The 16,781-nt window shown below is 45.8% G+C and carries 14 protein-coding genes; 1 reads left to right on the top strand and 13 read right to left on the bottom strand.

Features of this window, described 5'->3' with window-relative positions; all coding sequences use genetic code 11:
• Positions 1–575: 575 nt before the first annotated feature.
• The 13 genes from A7D23_RS11230 to ilvE all read right to left on the bottom strand — a co-directional run bounded on the left by A7D23_RS11230 (position 576) and on the right by ilvE (position 14,932).
• Complete coding sequence (locus A7D23_RS11230) at positions 576–1,196, bottom strand: GNAT family N-acetyltransferase (RefSeq protein WP_019226852.1); 621 nt, start codon at positions 1,194–1,196, stop codon at positions 576–578.
• Between the two features lie 182 nt (positions 1,197–1,378).
• Positions 1,379–1,813, bottom strand: coding sequence for a DUF4362 domain-containing protein (locus tag A7D23_RS11225; protein ID WP_019226851.1), 435 nt, complete (start codon positions 1,811–1,813; stop codon positions 1,379–1,381).
• A gap of 207 nt (positions 1,814–2,020) precedes the next feature.
• Entirely contained in the window at positions 2,021–2,599 is a 579-nt protein-coding gene (locus tag A7D23_RS11220) for a Swt1 family HEPN domain-containing protein (RefSeq protein ID WP_019226850.1), read from the bottom strand.
• Between the two features lie 13 nt (positions 2,600–2,612).
• The gene (locus A7D23_RS11215; RefSeq protein ID WP_019226849.1) at positions 2,613–3,260 is read right to left on the bottom strand and encodes a DUF5343 domain-containing protein; all 648 of its coding nucleotides are present in this window, start codon (positions 3,258–3,260) and stop codon (positions 2,613–2,615) included.
• 695 nt (positions 3,261–3,955) lie between these two features.
• Positions 3,956–5,014, bottom strand: coding sequence for a 3-isopropylmalate dehydrogenase (gene leuB, locus A7D23_RS11210; protein ID WP_019226848.1), 1,059 nt, complete (start codon positions 5,012–5,014; stop codon positions 3,956–3,958).
• On the bottom strand, positions 5,007–5,495 hold the full coding sequence (locus A7D23_RS11205; RefSeq protein ID WP_019226847.1) for a 3-isopropylmalate dehydratase small subunit: 489 nt from the start codon (positions 5,493–5,495) through the stop codon (positions 5,007–5,009). The genes leuB and A7D23_RS11205 overlap by 8 nt, the downstream gene beginning before the upstream one ends.
• Complete coding sequence (gene leuC, locus A7D23_RS11200; RefSeq protein ID WP_019226846.1) at positions 5,488–6,762, bottom strand: 3-isopropylmalate dehydratase large subunit; 1,275 nt, start codon at positions 6,760–6,762, stop codon at positions 5,488–5,490. The genes A7D23_RS11205 and leuC overlap by 8 nt, the downstream gene beginning before the upstream one ends.
• Positions 6,763–6,888: 126 nt before the next feature.
• Positions 6,889–8,424: a 2-isopropylmalate synthase gene (locus tag A7D23_RS11195; protein WP_019226845.1), complete on the bottom strand. Its 1,536-nt coding sequence runs from the start codon at positions 8,422–8,424 to the stop codon at positions 6,889–6,891.
• Positions 8,425–8,924: 500 nt separating this feature from the next.
• On the bottom strand, positions 8,925–9,920 hold the full coding sequence (ilvC, locus tag A7D23_RS11190; protein WP_019226844.1) for a ketol-acid reductoisomerase: 996 nt from the start codon (positions 9,918–9,920) through the stop codon (positions 8,925–8,927).
• Positions 9,921–9,995: 75 nt separating this feature from the next.
• On the bottom strand, positions 9,996–10,475 hold the full coding sequence (gene ilvN, locus A7D23_RS11185; RefSeq protein WP_019226843.1) for an acetolactate synthase small subunit: 480 nt from the start codon (positions 10,473–10,475) through the stop codon (positions 9,996–9,998).
• Entirely contained in the window at positions 10,475–12,226 is a 1,752-nt protein-coding gene (gene ilvB, locus A7D23_RS11180) for a biosynthetic-type acetolactate synthase large subunit (protein ID WP_019226842.1), read from the bottom strand. Before ilvB ends, ilvN begins: the two co-directional genes overlap by 1 nt.
• Before the next feature lie 4 nt (positions 12,227–12,230).
• Positions 12,231–13,928 carry a dihydroxy-acid dehydratase gene (gene ilvD, locus A7D23_RS11175; protein WP_019226841.1) on the bottom strand — a complete coding sequence of 566 codons (1,698 nt, stop codon included), beginning with the start codon at positions 13,926–13,928 and terminating at the stop codon, positions 12,231–12,233.
• A gap of 137 nt (positions 13,929–14,065) precedes the next feature.
• Complete coding sequence (ilvE, locus tag A7D23_RS11170; RefSeq protein ID WP_019226840.1) at positions 14,066–14,932, bottom strand: branched-chain-amino-acid transaminase; 867 nt, start codon at positions 14,930–14,932, stop codon at positions 14,066–14,068.
• Positions 14,933–15,313: 381 nt separating this feature from the next.
• Here ilvE and A7D23_RS11165 point away from each other — a divergent pair, with 381 nt between their 5' ends.
• Positions 15,314–16,609, top strand: coding sequence for a homoserine dehydrogenase (locus tag A7D23_RS11165; RefSeq protein ID WP_019226839.1), 1,296 nt, complete (start codon positions 15,314–15,316; stop codon positions 16,607–16,609).
• The last annotated feature ends 172 nt before the right edge of the window (positions 16,610–16,781 follow it).

The raw sequence follows: 16,781 nt of genomic DNA, 5'->3' as shown, positions 1-16,781 counted from the left end.
AATAGTGTAATTTGTTCGCGGTTTATTCCGTTTTTATATGGCATAATTATTCCCCTTATGATTCGGTTTCCTTACTTAATTATACCATATTTATCCATTATTCTCTACGTTTTTACACAGCCTGTGGATGGGAGTCCCTTAAACTTTCCCACAACTATATTCATGTAAAATGAGAATGTAGTGTATGAGAGTAAATATTATATTGACTCTACAAGGAATCATCTTTCTTAGTTGTGAGTTCATTTAATTTATGTTCGATAGATTTTACGTTCTTATCAATTCTCCAAAGCATTTTGATTACCCACATAATAATTGCAATACTCAACATAGCTGCCCAAAATCCCGGTGATAAAAGTAACATAATAAATACCATTCTCCTTTACTGATGATGCACTTTAAATACATAATCTACTGACGGTTGAACAAATGTAAACGGTCAATCAACAGTCTTTTTAAATTCGCAACCGGTTGCGAATTTGATCCATCCAAATTCCTCCCTGGTGCGGAATTACCAACAAAATTCTCATATACAGTCTTTTCAAAAGACGCCATGGATGGCGTCTCCCAAGAAATCCTTAAGTATTTGGATATTTGATAAAACAATATTGATTTAGTCCGGTATGGCTGTCTTCCATAGTTTTAATCAATTGAAATCCCATATGTTCATACATTGGAATATGATTGGGATTATCTGTTTCTAAGATAATTGGAATACTTTTTTCTTTGTAATTCTCAACAATTGGGGTAATCAATGCCCTCAATTTGCCTTTGCCCCGTTCTTCTTGGGCAACAGCAATAACATTAATATGATAATAGTTCTTTTTAACAAATTGTTTTTGCCAGTTTAAATTAATAGCTTTAGAAAGAGCTCTAACGTTATTTGTATATAATTCAAAATCCTCTTTATCAACTTGTTTCCTTAATTCTTGTGTTGCCTGTATACTAAGTATAAGTTGCTTTAACAATTTTAATTTCTTTTTTTCATAGCCTATTATTACTGAATTAAACGTGTCATCTAATGAATAAACATCTCTTGTTTTTTCAAAAACACCTAATTGTATCTGGAAGAGCTTTAAAAGAAATTCTTCCTGATTAATTATCCCTTTTATTTGTAAAACAGTTAAGTGGTCATCAATAAAACACTCTGTCAGAAGCCTAGCAACTGGTTCAATTTGATTTTCAGTCATCCTTATCATATTAATACCTCCAAGCGAAAATCTTCTACTACCATTCCGCACATGGATGTGCGGCTTTTGCATCCTATTACGTATAACGTTTAGGGATTTACGCAGCTTCCCAACCACATTCATCTATACAAAGTTGCGGAAATCCTGTGTTATACGATGCCACGGCAAAGAATTGCCCAAACAATATAAAATCACTTTGGTGCAGTAAAAAAACATGTTTTAAAACCACTATTGTCTATAAGATAATATTTGATGCCATCTTCATTCTCTTCTCTACTTGCCTTTACAATCTCGGCGTTAACTTCAGCAAGTATATCTTTAGAATCATCATTTGAAGGTCTTGCAAATGAATAACTTAATAGCTTTCCATCAAATTCAATTATGTACATTGCCGGATTATTCTTTGTATTGTATTTATCGATTTGGACTTTTGTCTTCTCTCCTCTATTAATACTATCAATAAACTTATCAAGTTTATTGATATTGTAAATTTTTCCTTCTGATTCGACTACATCGCCATTCTCGATCGCTGTCATAGAACTATAATATGGAGAAAAAGCCGAGCAAGCTGATAAAAACAGAATCAATGAAACGAAGAATAATGAGAAAATCGTAAATTTCTTCACGGTTCATTACCACCTTGTTACTTAAATCAAAAATACTTTCTCAAAAACCATTAAGACCCAGTGGTTTCGTAGAACGTCCCGTGAATTCCCGAGGTCTGGTTATTAATTGCATATCCTCTCAGATTTTGGGAATTCACTGTTTATCGGATGGATGAGGCCCCACGGAGCCAGAGTGCGACAGGACGTCGCACCCTTTAGCACTGGGTCTTATGCACCTACCTGACTAATCCAATCTCTTATGTTTGTCCCAATTCTTTCAATATCACGAGTGCCTAATTCTCCACTATGCATTATTACATTACGTGACCTTTCCAACGTATTGAATATTTGCTTTGCCCATTCAATAGATATTACATGATCTTCAAATAAATTAATATTTTGAAGCATTATTGATGCTAAGTCACCAAACTCAGTATAATTAATTAAACTATCTCCTCTTTGAGTATGCCATTTGATTTTATCTTCTTCTAATTTTCTAGATTCAGCTTTTTTTCTAATTGCTTGAGAAACACCATCTTCCCACCAGTTCTCTCCCTTATTTTCAATTAATATTTTCACTACAAAATCTCTCACCATATTTTCAAACGCTGCAATTGCAGCATAAACAGTTGCCATTTGCTTAGCTTTTGCAACAAATTCATCGTCAAGCAAATCTAAAGATAAACTATCAGAAATCTGTTTTTGAATAATCTCCGAATAATGATGTTTACTTACTGTTCCAGATTGATCCAAAGCAACTTTTGTCAATTCTCCTCGCATGATAAACGAATATATCTTGTCATCCATTGATACCATCCCCCTAAATCAAATGCTTTTTTAAGCTTTGGAAGATCGCATCATATACAGCCATATCTCTAGTCTCAGGCAAATGAATCTGTATATTATAATGCAAATCAAGGGATTTCGATCGATCATTTACAGTCTCTTCCAGCCTTTTTTGATCTTCAATGGAGGTCTTTTCATGTGAAGAGTTTCCCTTAACATTTATTACTTCCTTTTCACTTTTCGGAGTAATATTTTTTGCTTTTTCCCAATCTGCATATTCACCTAAAGCTTTAAACGTCATTGCCATCATGCTGATAACTTTTTCTGACTTCTGACCTTGTGTAAGAGTCTTTAATTTATTTTTGACTTCGTCATTTGTCATATTTTGGGCATCGATACGAAGATTAAATAAATCCTCATACGCTTCTTTAATGCCTTCAGCTAAGACTTTCTTCGACTGTGTCTGGTCTAAAAAATCAAAATATCTTTGTGTAGGAGCAGAATTTTCATCAAGCATTCCAACGGCCTTCAATATTCCTATAATTAGTCGATCATTACTACTTGTAAATCCTAGATCGGATAAAAACTTGTTGGTAAAGCGTTCTGGCGCCTTTGCGGTCAAAATAGTATTTAATATACTTTCTAGGTTTTTCGTAGTAACCAAATAATAATTTGTTAACATATTATTACTCCTCCACAATTATAAAATTTAATAACTAATATTTTCACTTATAATATTCCCCTAAACTACAAAGCTTTTCCTAGCTGACGCCACAGGACGTGGCGTCTTTTGCCTCATCTTTCCGATAACTACGGTATTCCCGAACTAAGTTCGTATATACCTCTTTTTTGGTGGTGTTTCCGAACTAGGTTCGGGAATACTTACTTTAAGTGTAATCAATCATCAAAAGTCGACTACCATTACAGACATTATATATCACTGAACTCAGACCCATTTCTTAACGATAATTCCACATTATCCCTCAATTTCCTTTATATTTATTCTCTTTACCTTCTAAATATTGAAAAGAACAAATTAAGCCCGCTTGCAATAATATTATTGCATCTCAACCTCAACTAGAGGTCAAATCAAAAGACCGTAATGACTCAACCATCGTTACGGTCTTTTGATTTAGTCTTCCTTATTCTCTTTGTTTAAAAGAGCGCCAGGATCCAGGTCACCCAATAACTCTTTCGCTTTAGTAATACATACTGTCGCTCACAAGAGCCGAAAAGCGGATAGCATCATGTCGTCAAAAAAAATGCTAATAACAGTCTAAAAACTATTATCAGCATCATCAGTTTGAAGTTTTCCTTTTGTCTAGGGGCCCATCCCAATATTTGACTTAAAGCCAATTTATATTTAAGTGGTAATTTTTACAGCGCGGCCACCACTGCGTCTCCCATTTCTTTCGTCCCAAGCACTTTATCGCCGGGTTTGGCCAGGTCAGCCGTCCGGCATCCCTGATCCAGCACTTTAGCAACTGCCTGTTCAATTCTGTCGGCTTCTTCATTCAGGTCAAACGTATAGCGCAGCATCATCGCCGCCGAAAGGATCGTGGCCAGCGGATTTGCCTTATTCTGGCCGGCAATGTCCGGCGCGGAGCCATGAGCCGGCTCATATAGTCCTTTTTTACCGCTCAGGCTGGCTGAAGCAAGCATGCCGATCGATCCGCCGAGCATCGAAGCCAGGTCGGTCAGGATATCCCCGAACATATTCTCGGTGACAATCACGTCGAACTGTTCCGGATAACGCACCAACTGCATCGCAGCATTGTCAACATACATATGCATCAGCTCGACATCCGGATATTCCTTGGCCACTTCTTCAGCAATCTCCCGCCAGAAACGAGAAGACTCGAGCACATTGGCCTTATCGACCGAGCAGAGCTTTTTCCGTCTGCCTCTGGCAGTTTCAAAGCCAAGCTCAATGATCCGGCGGATTTCGTCTTCATGATAAAGCAGAACATCATAAGCGGCCTTTGGGTTTTCGTTTCTTCCCTTTTCGCCAAAGTAGATTCCGCCGGTCAGCTCGCGGATCACAACCATATCCACATTCTTGACAACTTCTTCCCTTAAGGTGGAAGCCGAAATGAGCGAAGGAATCATCTTGACCGGACGGATATTGGCATACAGTCCGAGTTCTTTGCGGATAGGCAGTAGCGCGCCAAGCTCAGGTCTTTCCTTGGCCGGCAGTGTATCCCATTTCGGTCCGCCGATCGCACCTAAAAGCACCGCGTCGGCCTTCTTACAGGCATCCAGTGTTTCGGCGGGCAGTGCTTTGCCGACTTCATCAATTGCGGCTCCGCCGATCAAATAACGATCGAATTCAAACTTGACCGGGCAGTCTTCTAATGCTGCCTGAAGCACTTTCAGCGCTTCAGGAATAATCTCTCTTCCAATCCCGTCGCCGGGCAATACGGCAATTTTAGGCATTCTTTCTTTTCTCCTTTACGTACGGAACCAGCCCACCGGCTTTGATCAGTTCCTGCATAAATGGCGGAAAGGGAGTAGCCTGAAAACTTGTTCCTTTGCTGATGTTTTGGATCGTGCTGCTCTGGAGATCGACCTCGACTTCGTCACCGGCCTCAATGCCTCTGACAGCTTCCGGGCACTCCAGAATCGGCATCCCGATGTTCAGCGCATTCCGGTAAAATATCCGCGCATAGGATTCTGCGATGATGGCTTTGACACCGGCAGCTTTAATCGCCAGCGGAGCATGTTCCCTGGAAGATCCGCAGCCAAAGTTTTTGCCGCCGATCATCATATCTCCGGGTTGCACGTTGGCCGCAAAAGAAGCATCCGCATCTTCCATACAATGGGCGGCGAGATGTTCCGGTTCAAAGCGGTTCAGATAGCGGGCCGGGATGATGACATCCGTGTCAATATCATGGCCGAATTTCCAAGCTTTACCCATTATCAACGACCTCCCTCGGATGAACGATTTGTCCGCATATGGCTGAAGCCGCAGCGACTGCCGGATTGCACAGGTATACTTCGCTTTCAGGATGACCCATCCGGCCTACAAAGTTCCTGTTTGTGGTGGACAGCGCCCGCTCACCTTTGGCCAGAATCCCCATATGGCCGCCCAGACATGGCCCGCAGGTCGGCGTACTGACTGCTGCTCCGGCTTCAATCATGGTCTGAATCCAGCCGCGGCTCATCGCTTCAAGCAGGATATCCTGGGTGCCCGGGAAAATCAGGCAGCGGATATTCGGATGGATCTTCTTCCCTTTCAGAATCTTAGCCGTGATTTCGAGATCCTCAAGACGTCCGTTCGTACACGAGCCTATCACAACCTGATCTATTTTCAAACCCTTTGCTTCCTCCACCGATTTGGTGTTCTCCGGAAGATGCGGGAAAGCGATCTGCAGCGGAATATCTTCCGTGTCAAATTCGTAAACCTTCTCGTATACGGCATCCGGGTCGCTATGATAAACTTTATAATCCCTTTTTGCCCTGGCTTTGACGTACGCCAGCGTAATCTCGTCCGGTTCAATGATCCCGGCCTTGCCGCCAGCCTCGATCGCCATATTGCACATCGTCAGCCTGTTGTCCATAGAGAGTGCTTTGATGCCGTTTCCCGTAAATTCCATCGCTTTATAGCGGGCACCGTCAACGCCGATTTTGCCGATGATATATAGAATCAGGTCTTTGCCGCCGACATACGGCTGGAACTTTGTGCCGTGAAAAACAAATTTCAAGGTCTCCGGAACTCTGAACCAGGCTTCGCCTGTGGCCATCCCGGCCGCGCAATCCGTACTGCCTACGCCGGTCGCAAACGCACCGAGTGCACCGTACGTGCAGGTATGGGAATCGGCGCCAATGATCAGGTCACCGGGAAGTACCACCCCCTGCTCCGGAAGCAGACAATGTTCGATGCCGACTCTTCCGGTATCCCAGTAATGTTTAACCTCATGTTTCCGGGCAAAGTCGCGAACGATTTTGCATTGTTCCGCGGAGGCAATATCCTTGTTCGGGGTGAAATGGTCAGGTACCAGTGCAATTTTTTCTTTGTCGAATACCTTCTCAATTCCTAATTTTTCAAACTCTTTGATCGCGACCGGAGCTGTAACATCATTGGATAAGACCACATCCAGTTTGGCATTGATGATTTCTCCGGGAACGACTTTATCTACTCCGGCATGGGCTGCCAGAATTTTTTCGCTTATCGTCATACCCATGGGCAACAACCTCCTTTTTCATGTGCTCCTTAACATTATCTCATCTCCGTAAACATTCCGTACGCGCAGATGAGATAATAAGTATCCGCAATCATGCATCATCGCGGCCTGTTTTACCTCCAGTTATCATCTTTGCTTCAGGCTGATCCAACCTTTACCGAGCGCCCTGTTGACAGCCTGGACATAGGCCTTGACGCTGGCCTCGATAATATCCGGACTGACACCCCGGCCGGCAACAGTGTGATCACCGAACGAAACCGTTACGGTTACTTCACCCTGAGAATCCTCGCCGACGTCAATTGCCTGTAACGAGAAATTCTGCAGTTTTCCTTCAATCCCGACAATTTTGTCGATTGCCTTATAGGCAGCCGCTACAGGGCCGTCACCATAAGCCGCTTTCGCCAGCTCATTATGATGCTCTTTCCCATCTTTCAGCTCTAGGCCAATCGTTGCCGTAGGCTTCAGGTTATTTCCGCTTAGAATCTGCCAGTAATTTAAGGCCAGTGTTTCCTCTGCCTCCTGCGTTTCAGCAAGCGCATAAAGATCAGCTTCCGTGATAATCTTTTTCTTCTCAGCAAGGATTTTGAAGTCTTCAAAAAGCTTCTCAAAGCGTTCTTCACTGACTTCAATGCTCAGGTCGTCCAGAGACTGTTTGACCGCATGCCTCCCGGAATGTTTGCCGAGGACAATCGTATTCATGTCAAGTCCGATGGCATCCGGGGACATAATTTCATACGTACTACGTTCCTTCAGAACCCCGTCCTGATGAATGCCTGATTCGTGCGCAAAAGCGTTCTTACCTACAATCGCTTTATTCGGCTGGACCCTCATACCGGACAGTCTGCTGACCAGACTGCTGGTCCGGGAAATCTCCCGGGTGATGATACCTGTCTCGACCCCATAAAGGTCTTTCCGGGTGTGCAGCGCCATGGCCAATTCTTCCAGCGCAGCATTCCCGGCCCGTTCTCCGAGGCCGTTGACCGCACATTCAATTTGATGAATACCTGCCTTGACTGCAGCCAGGGAATTCGCGACGGCCAATCCGAGATCATTATGGCAGTGGACGCTGACTTTGACTTTTTCAATGCCATCGGTTTTGTCCATGATCGCCTTGACGAACTGAGCAAATTCTGCGGGCATCGCATACCCGACGGTATCCGGAATGTTAATCACAGTAGCTCCGGCCTTAATGACCAGTGAGAATACCTTGGCCAGAAAATCCACATCGCTGCGGGACGCATCTTCAGCACTGAATTCGACATCACTAACTTTGGATTTTGCCAGTTTGACCCCATAGACAGCGCGTTCCAACACCTCATCCGGTGTTTTTCTGAGCTTGTATTGCATATGAATCGGAGATGTCGCAATAAACGTATGGATTCGCGGGCTTTCCGCAATATGAATTGCCTCCCAGGCCCTTTCAATATCCTTAGATTCAGCTCTGGCAAGCGCAGCAATGGTCGTATTCCTGACTTTTTCGGCGATCAAAGATACAGCCTCAAAATCGCCCGGAGAAGTGATTGGAAAACCAGCTTCAATAACATCCACACCCAATTTTTCCAGCTGACGGGCAATCTGCAGCTTCTCCTCCATATTCAGCGCAACGCCGGGAGACTGTTCCCCGTCCCGCAGCGTTGTGTCAAAAAATTCAATCCGTCTCACCCTATCCACCCCCTGCGCTTCGAATCAATTTTATACATAAAGATTTTTTCCGGGTAGGTCTCCGTAATATATCGCCGCTTACGGCAATTGAGCCCTCCTGGCTCAAAAAGCCGCGCTGCGCACTCCTTGCTCCGCTTACGCTGGCTATATATTACGGAGACTAATCTTTGGAATATATTTTAGTTATATTATTCTGAAAAATACATTGTTGGAATCGACATGCAAGTATAACATTCTAGAACACAGATTCTTTTAAAAAACCAAACATCTAAATTCTATATTCTGGAAAGAGTTAGCTTATAAAAACTGCTGTATCATACTTAAGATCAGTCTGGGGGCCACAGTTCCGCGACAAGCGAAGCACGGATTGCGCAGCGCGGCTATTTGAGCCATGGAGGGCTCAATTTGCCGAAAGCGGTACTGTGGCCCCCAGACCTACTTGAATATATTATTGTACCTGCGAACCTACTCAAATAGTCAAAATAGGGATTCGGCAGACTTTATTTCTTCTTCAGCCACGGCATCATGGAACGGAGTTCCTGACCGACTTTTTCAATTTTATGTTCGGCATCCCTGCGGGTCATGGCATTGAAGACCGGACGGCCAACCTGATTTTCGGAGAGCCATTTGCGGGCAAACTCCCCATTCTGGATTTCGGAAAGGACCTTCTTCATTTCCTTGCGGGTTTCTTCCGTAATGATGCGTCTGCCGACCATCAGATCCCCGTACTGGGCTGTATCGGAAACGGAGTAGCGCATCCGGCTGATTCCGCCTTCATACATCAGGTCGACAATTAATTTCAATTCATGCAGACACTCAAAGTAAGCGATTTCCGGCTGATAACCGGCTTCTACAAGTGTATCAAAACCGGCGCGGACCAATTCGGACGCACCGCCGCAAAGTACTGCCTGTTCACCGAATAAATCGGTTTCGGTCTCTTCAGCAAACGTGGTTTCAATCAGCCCTGTGCGGGTACAGCCGATCCCTTTGGCATAAGCGAGACCGATCTGATGCGCATTACCGGTAGCATCCTGATAGACGGCGATCAGTCCCGGAGTTCCTGCGCCCTCAGTGTAAGTCCGGCGCACCAGATGTCCCGGGCTCTTCGGAGCGATCATGATCACATCGACATTAGCCGGCGGCACGATTTGACCAAAGTGAATGTTAAAACCGTGTGAAAAACAGAGTACTTTGCCCGCAGTGAGCGATGGTTCGATTTCTTCCCGGTAGATCCTGCTCTGGGTCTCATCAGGCAGAAGGATTTGAATCAGGTCCGCTTTGGCTGCGGCTTCAGCGACTGTCATCACCGTCAGACCGGCTTCTTCGGCTTCTTTCCATCTCGGGCTGTTTTTACGCAAGCCCACAATCACGTTCAAACCGGAATCTTTAAGGTTTTGGGATTGAGCATGACCCTGGCTTCCCCAACCCATTACCGCAATCGTTTTTCCTTTCAGCAGTCCCATATCAGCATCTTGATCATAATACATTTTAGCCATGTTATTTACTCTCCTTATTCATTATTTATTTAAGTGAAAATTTATTAGTAAAGCATCTATCAGTCGCTTACCGTATTAATTATCAGATCGGGCAATCACAATTTTACCGGTTCTGACAAGTTCGAGAATGCCGTAAGATCGCATCGTTCTGACAAACGCATCGATCTTATCTTCATCCCCGGTAAGCTCGATCGTTAGGTTATTTTTGCCCATATCAACGACTCTGCCCCTGAAGATGTCTACCGTTTGGAGTACTTCGAGCCGGGTATCCGATTTAACCTTGACCCGGATCAGGGCCAGCTCCCTGTTCACCACGGACTCCTGGCTCAGATTGGTCACCTTATGGACGACAACCAATTTATGCAGCTGCTTGGTGACCTGTTCAATGACCTGGCTGTCACCCTCGACCACGATCGTCATCATGGAAAGGTCCGGATTTTCAGTCTGACATACCGTCAGGCTGTAGATATTGTAGCCCCGCCGGGAAAACAGGCCTGATACCCTTGCCAGGACCCCCGGATCATTTTCAACCATTACTGCGAGTGTATGCAGCATTATTCCTTCCCCTCCAGTATCTCGGTAATTCCCTGACCGGCAGGAACAAAAGGAAGTACAACTTCATCCGGTGAGATCGTGAAATCCAGCAAAAACGGTCCGGGCGTTGCAACAGCTTCCTTCAAGGCGTCTTCAACTTGATCGGCCTGCTCGACTCTGCGCCCTTTGATCCCGTAGGCGTCGGCAAGCTTTACAAAATCGGGATTGGCATCCAGCTGGATTTGGCTGAAACGCTCGTTAAAGAGCATTTTTTGCATCTGCCTAACCATGCCTAAAACCCCGTTATTCATCAGGACTATTTTTACGGGAAGGTGATATTGGACCGCAGTGGCGAGCTCATGGATGCTCATTTGTAAAGAACCGTCTCCGGTAACCAGAAAGACCAGACTGTCCGGTTTCGCAAACTGGGCGCCGATCACAGCCGGAAGACCAAAACCCATCGTTCCCAGACCCGCACTGGTAATAAAATGTCTTTCTTGATTAATCGGACAGAATTGAGCCGCCCACATTTGGTGCTGTCCGACATCTGTTACCACGATCGCTTCTTCCCCGCTGATTTTCCCCATCGCTTCCAAAATCGTCTGCGGATTGAGGCGGCCATCCTGCTCATAGCTTAACGGGTATTCCTTTTGCCAGCTCCTGAGTTCGTTCCACCAATCCTGAATGGCCGGCGGATTGATTTTGGTAAGGAACTCTTCCAGGACAAGTCTGGCATCTCCGACAATCGGGATATGTGCCCGGATGACTTTGCCGATCTCGGCAGGATCGATGTCAATATGAATGACTTTCGCCTTCGTGGCAAAACGGTGCTTCAGCCCGCTCGTGACCCTGTCGTCAAAGCGGACACCGATCGCAATCAGTAAATCACACGCATCTACGGCAAGATTGGCAGTAATGGTCCCATGCATTCCGACCATCCCTAAATGATTCGGATGTTTGGATGGGACACTGCCAATGCCCATCAGGGTCGTGACCACAGGAAGATTGGTTTTTTCGAGTACTTCCTGAAGAATCTTGCCGGCTCCGGAGGTTATGACGCCTCCCCCGGCATAAACAACCGGTTTTTTGCTTTGGGCCAGTGCTCTGGCTGCTTCAGAAATCTGACCGGGATTTCCCTTGGTAAAAAATTTATAGCTTTTCAGCGCCACTTTGGACGGATAAGGCTCATTGACCTCTGCTGCCATAATATTCTTCGGCAGATCGATCAGGACCGGACCCGGGCGGCCTGTACTCGCAATATAAAACGCTTCTTTCACAATACGCGGGATATCCCTAGCATCTTTAACCAGATAGGAATGCTTCGTTATCGGCATCGTGATCCCCGTAATGTCAACTTCCTGAAAAGAATCTGTCCCCAACAGATGGGTCGATACCTGACCGGTTAAGATCACAAGCGGGATGGAATCCATATACGCATTTGCAATTCCCGTGACCATATTGGCGGCTCCCGGACCTGAGGTAGCCAGACAGACACCCACCTTGCCACTGACCCGTGCGTAGGCATCGGCGGCATGAACAGCACTCTGCTCATGTCTTGGCAGGATATGACGGATCGAGCTGTCCAGAAGCGCATCATACAGTGCTAGCAAAGATCCGCCGGGATACCCGAAGATCAGCTCTACCCCCTCCTGGTCCAGTACATCGAGCAGCGCTTTGGCGCCATTATAATTATCCAAAGCAAGACTTTCTTCGTCTTCCCAGGTAATTTCAGGGTCTCTGGCTATTAAGGCGTCTTCTTTGGACTTATCCATTCATTCATTCCTCCTTGACTGTCCGGAAAGCTGCTCCTTTATTGGCCGACTGGGCAAATTGGACGTAACGTCCCAGATATCCTGTCCGGCCTGCTACTTTATACACTTTCTCCAACCCTTTTTTGGGGTCAAAGCTGTTTCTTCTTTCTGCTTTTTCAGATTCGGGCAGAAGCCAGTCAATGGTCCGTTTTTCTAAATCAATCCGAACCATATCGCCGTTCTCTACGAACGCAATCTCCCCGCCGAGCGCTGCTTCCGGAGAAATGTGCCCGATCGAAAGTCCGCGGCTGCCTCCGGAAAAACGTCCGTCCGTCAACAGTGCCACGGAAGAATCAAGGCCCATTCCCGCTAGGGTTGCTGTTGGTCCGAGCATCTCTCGCATACCAGGCCCGCCCTTCGGTCCTTCATAGCGGATAATCACGACATCGCCTTCTTTGATCACGCCGCTGCGGATCGCTTCCGCCGCCAGGTCTTCTCCGTCGTAGACCTTGGCCGCGCCCTCGAAGACAATATCTCTGTTCGCCAGCGCACCTACTTTGATCACGGCTCCTTCCGGCGCCAGGTTACCAAACAGGACACAGAGTCCGCCTTTGGCAGAGTACGGATCAGTTAGCGGCCGAATCACACTCGGATTTTTGACAACCGCGCTGCTTAGTCTTTCCGCCATGGTACTGCCGGAAACTGTCATCCCGGAACCATCAATCAAACCGGCATCCAGCAAGCTCTTCAAAACGGCACTGATCCCGCCTGCTTCATTGACTTCGACGAGATAATGCCCGTTCACCGCCGGACTCAGTTTGCAAATCTGAGGGGTCCGGTCACTGATCGCATTGATCTCGGCCAGGTCAAATTCTATTTCTCCTTCAAACGCAATCGCAGGCAGATGAAGGATGGTATTGGTTGAACACCCCAACGCCATATCGGCGGCAACGCCGTTCCTGATTGAAGTGCTCGTTACGATATCACGCGGCCGGATATTGTCCCGCAGCAGGTTCATAACCTGATAGCCGGTTTCTTTGGCCAAGCGTATTCTCTCGGAATAGACGGCCGGTATCGTACCATTGCCGGGCAAGGCCATGCCGATGACCTCTGTCAGGCAGTTCATGGAGTTTGCCGTAAACATCCCGGCACAGGAACCACAGGTTGGGCACGCATTCTGTTCGAGGCCCTGAAGCCACTCCTGGCTTTCCTGGCCGCTATAGACTTTGCCAACGCCTTCGTAGACGGTAATAAAATCAACATTTTTCCCCTCGTGACGGCCCGGCAGCATCGGCCCGCCGCTCACGACGATGGACGGCAGATTCAGCCGCATCGCAGCCATCAGCATTCCTGGGACGATTTTGTCACAGCTCGGAATAAAAACCAGGGCATCGACAGCATGCGCTCTGGCCATAATCTCAATGGAGTCGGTAATCAACTCCCTGCTCGCCAGGGAAAAATGCATTCCAACGTGTCCCATGGCAATGCCGTCACAGACACCAATCGTCGAAAATTCGAGCGGCGTGCCGCCGTTTTCTCTGACTCCGGCTTTAACTGCTTCGGCAATTTGACGCAGATGCATATGCCCGGGCACAAATTCATTAAAGGAGTTGACGATACCGATCAAGGGTTTATTGATTTCCCGGTCGGTAAGTCCGAGAGCTTTAAATAGAGAACGGTGAGGTGCCCTGTCAATTCCGACTTTTACTGCATCACTGTTCATGGGATCGCTTCCTTTCCGGAAAAATTTTCGGTCTTTGGTCTTTAATCTATCGTTTGGTCTTTAATCTATCGTAAGGAAGAAAAATAACGCTTTGTCAGTGTTATAGCTATAACTTGTCCGCGCTGAAATGTACAGTATTAGATAGGCTCTCCCTCTGTTTTGACATATTCGTGGAATTTAGCCAGCAGCTTTTTAAATACGGGTCCTGGTTTGCCGTCCCCGATCTTTCTGGAATCCAGCATAATAATCGGAATCAGCTCAGCCGCCGTACCGGTCAGGAAGCACTCATCGGCACTGTAGACATCAATCAGATGAAACAGCTCTTCTTGAACGGTGATCCCTTCCTGGCGGGCTAAATCGATGACCGAATCACGGGTGACGCCTTTTAAAATCCCGGCATAAACTGGAGGTGTGGTTATAATTCCGTCTTTGATAATGAAAATGTTGTCACCGGTGGCTTCACTGACATACCCTTCCTGATTCAACATCAATGCTTCCATCAGACTTGCCCTATTGGCTTCAATCTTGGCCATAATATTGTTCAAATAGTTCAGGGATTTGATTCTCGGGCTTAACGCATCCGAACTGGTCCTGCGAGTTGCAGCCGTAATAATTTCCATCCCGTTTTCATACATGCTTGGCGGGTACAGGGAGATATTGCCTGCAATGCAGATAATCTCCGATTTAGCGCATTTCCTTGGGTCTAAGCCCATATCTCCGACCCCTCTGGAAATGATCAGACGAATATAAGCATCTGTAAGGTTATTTTTTCTTACGGTTTCCACGACGATATCCATCATTTCCCGACGGCTTATCTCGACGTTTAACAGAATTGCATTGGCTGACTCATACAGTCTGTCAATATGTTCCTTTAATTTGAATACCCGGCCATTATAGGCTCGGATCCCTTCAAATACACCATCTCCATAAAGAAAGCCATGATCAAATACAGAAATTTTCGCCTCCTGGCTGTCAACAAATTTACCATCGCAATAGATAATCATGTGAATACTCCTTTCCGAAACTCAATTTTGATTTCAACACTATCTATATTGTAACGAAACACAATCAACATGTAAAATATACCTTAATAAAAAAAAACAGGGAGTCTAATTGATACACTTCCTAACGTGCATATTCATATATGAGAAAAACTCTACGGACTTTCTGAACCATCATTATCTCGTCAACGATGTGTTATAGCACATATAATTATTTTATCTAAGTGTATATGATACAGTTAACTGTGTCAATATATTTGGAGTATACTTTTCATCCTGCAGTGGGCCGATCAAAAATATCCTTGCCAATTCCAGGATAGCTTGGTATAATGTCCACTGTACAGAAACACTTGTTCATTCAGAGGGGATAGGGAGGAACTATTTATGAAGAAAATTGTAATTGGTTTACTGGGTTTTGGAACTGTCGGATCAGGTACAGCCGCCATACTGGAAAATAACCGGTATGACATCAGTACCCGTACCAATGCTGATATAACTATAAAAAAGGCTTTAGTCCATGATATCCATAAACCTCGGCCGGATTGCCGCGGCATTATTTTGACAGACGATCCCAGGGAGATCACGGATGATCCGGAAATTGACATTGTTGTCGAAGTAATGGGCGGTATCGAGCCAGCCCGCACGCTTATCCTGACCGCAATGGCAAACGGCAAAAATGTCGTTACCGCCAATAAAGATCTTTTAGCTCAAAATGGAGAAGAACTGCTTGAGGCTGCGAAAAAGAACGGTCGAGATTTGTACTTTGAAGCCAGTGTCGCTGGCGGTATCCCGATTATCGCTGCCTTAAGGCAATCCCTGACCGCCAACCGGATCTCCTCACTGCTTGGGATTATTAACGGTACGACCAATTATATTTTGTCTGCTATGACCGAACAGGGACGCAATTTTGCCGATGTCCTGAAAGAAGCCCAAGAGCTCGGCTATGCTGAAGCAGATCCGGTCTCCGACGTAGAAGGGCTTGATGCCGCCCGCAAACTTGCGATTCTTTCTTCCCTGGCTTTTAATACGCGCGTGACGTTTAACGATGTTTATGCCGAAGGAATTTCCAACGTTTCTCCGGAAGATATCCACTATGCCGATGAGCTCGGCTGCGTGATTAAGCTGCTGGCCATTGCCAAAAATCAGGAAGAAGGGATCGAAGTCAGGGTGCATCCCGCCCTGATTTCCAAAAAACATCCGCTGGCCAATATCAGCGGTGTGTACAACGCGATTTATGTCACCGGTGATGCTGTCGGAGAAACCATGTTTTACGGGAAAGGCGCCGGAGCCTTGCCGACAGGCAGTTCCGTTGTAGCCGACATTATCCAGATTGTACGCAATATGTCCGCCGGATCCGAAGGACTCCTGAATTGCGGCTGTTACCGCAACTATCCGATCATCTCAACGGATGATTTTACAACCGCTTATTACATCCGGCTTAAAGTTAAAGACGAGCCAAAAGTCTTTGCAACACTGGCGTTATTCTTTGCTGAAGCTGGTATTAGCTTTCATTCCATCATCCAGAAACCGCGGCCGGATAAAAGCGCCGAAATTGCACTGGTGACCCACCCCTGCCGGGAAGGACAGCTCCGTCAGGCCATCCAATCCCTGAACTCCTACAGCAAGCTGGATAAAATCTACAATGTTATTCGGTTGGAGACGAATGGAATAAGTATCTAGGGTTGGTCTGGGTGTCACAATTCCGCTTGCGGCAGATAGCGCCCTCCACAGGCTGTGTAAAAACGTAGAGAATAATGGATAAATATGGTATAATTAAGTAAGGAAACCGAATCATAAGGGGAATAATTATGCCATATAAAAACGGAATAAACCGCGAACAAATTACACTATT

The sequence above is a fragment of the Dehalobacter sp. TeCB1 genome (genome assembly GCF_001707455.1).
Taxonomy (GTDB): domain Bacteria; phylum Bacillota; class Desulfitobacteriia; order Desulfitobacteriales; family Syntrophobotulaceae; genus Dehalobacter; species Dehalobacter restrictus.
This window is presented reverse-complemented; position numbering and strand designations above follow the sequence as displayed.

Bases quoted from the DNA above. Each gene is read 5' to 3' on its own strand.
- A7D23_RS11230 (WP_019226852.1), bottom strand. From the start codon at position 1,196: ATGATAAGGATGACTGAAAATCAAATTGAACCAGTTGCTAGGCTTCTG.
- A7D23_RS11220 (WP_019226850.1), bottom strand. From the start codon at position 2,599: ATGGATGACAAGATATATTCGTTTATCATGCGAGGAGAATTGACAAAA.
- A7D23_RS11215 (WP_019226849.1), bottom strand. From the start codon at position 3,260: ATGTTAACAAATTATTATTTGGTTACTACGAAAAACCTAGAAAGTATA.
- leuB (WP_019226848.1), bottom strand. From the start codon at position 5,014: ATGCCTAAAATTGCCGTATTGCCCGGCGACGGGATTGGAAGAGAGATT.
- A7D23_RS11205 (WP_019226847.1), bottom strand. From the start codon at position 5,495: ATGGGTAAAGCTTGGAAATTCGGCCATGATATTGACACGGATGTCATC.
- leuC (WP_019226846.1), bottom strand. From the start codon at position 6,762: ATGGGTATGACGATAAGCGAAAAAATTCTGGCAGCCCATGCCGGAGTA.
- ilvC (WP_019226844.1), bottom strand. From the start codon at position 9,920: ATGGCTAAAATGTATTATGATCAAGATGCTGATATGGGACTGCTGAAA.
- ilvN (WP_019226843.1), bottom strand. From the start codon at position 10,475: ATGCTGCATACACTCGCAGTAATGGTTGAAAATGATCCGGGGGTCCTG.
- ilvB (WP_019226842.1), bottom strand. From the start codon at position 12,226: ATGGATAAGTCCAAAGAAGACGCCTTAATAGCCAGAGACCCTGAAATT.
- ilvD (WP_019226841.1), bottom strand. From the start codon at position 13,928: ATGAACAGTGATGCAGTAAAAGTCGGAATTGACAGGGCACCTCACCGT.
- ilvE (WP_019226840.1), bottom strand. From the start codon at position 14,932: ATGATTATCTATTGCGATGGTAAATTTGTTGACAGCCAGGAGGCGAAA.
- A7D23_RS11165 (WP_019226839.1), top strand. From the start codon at position 15,314: ATGAAGAAAATTGTAATTGGTTTACTGGGTTTTGGAACTGTCGGATCA.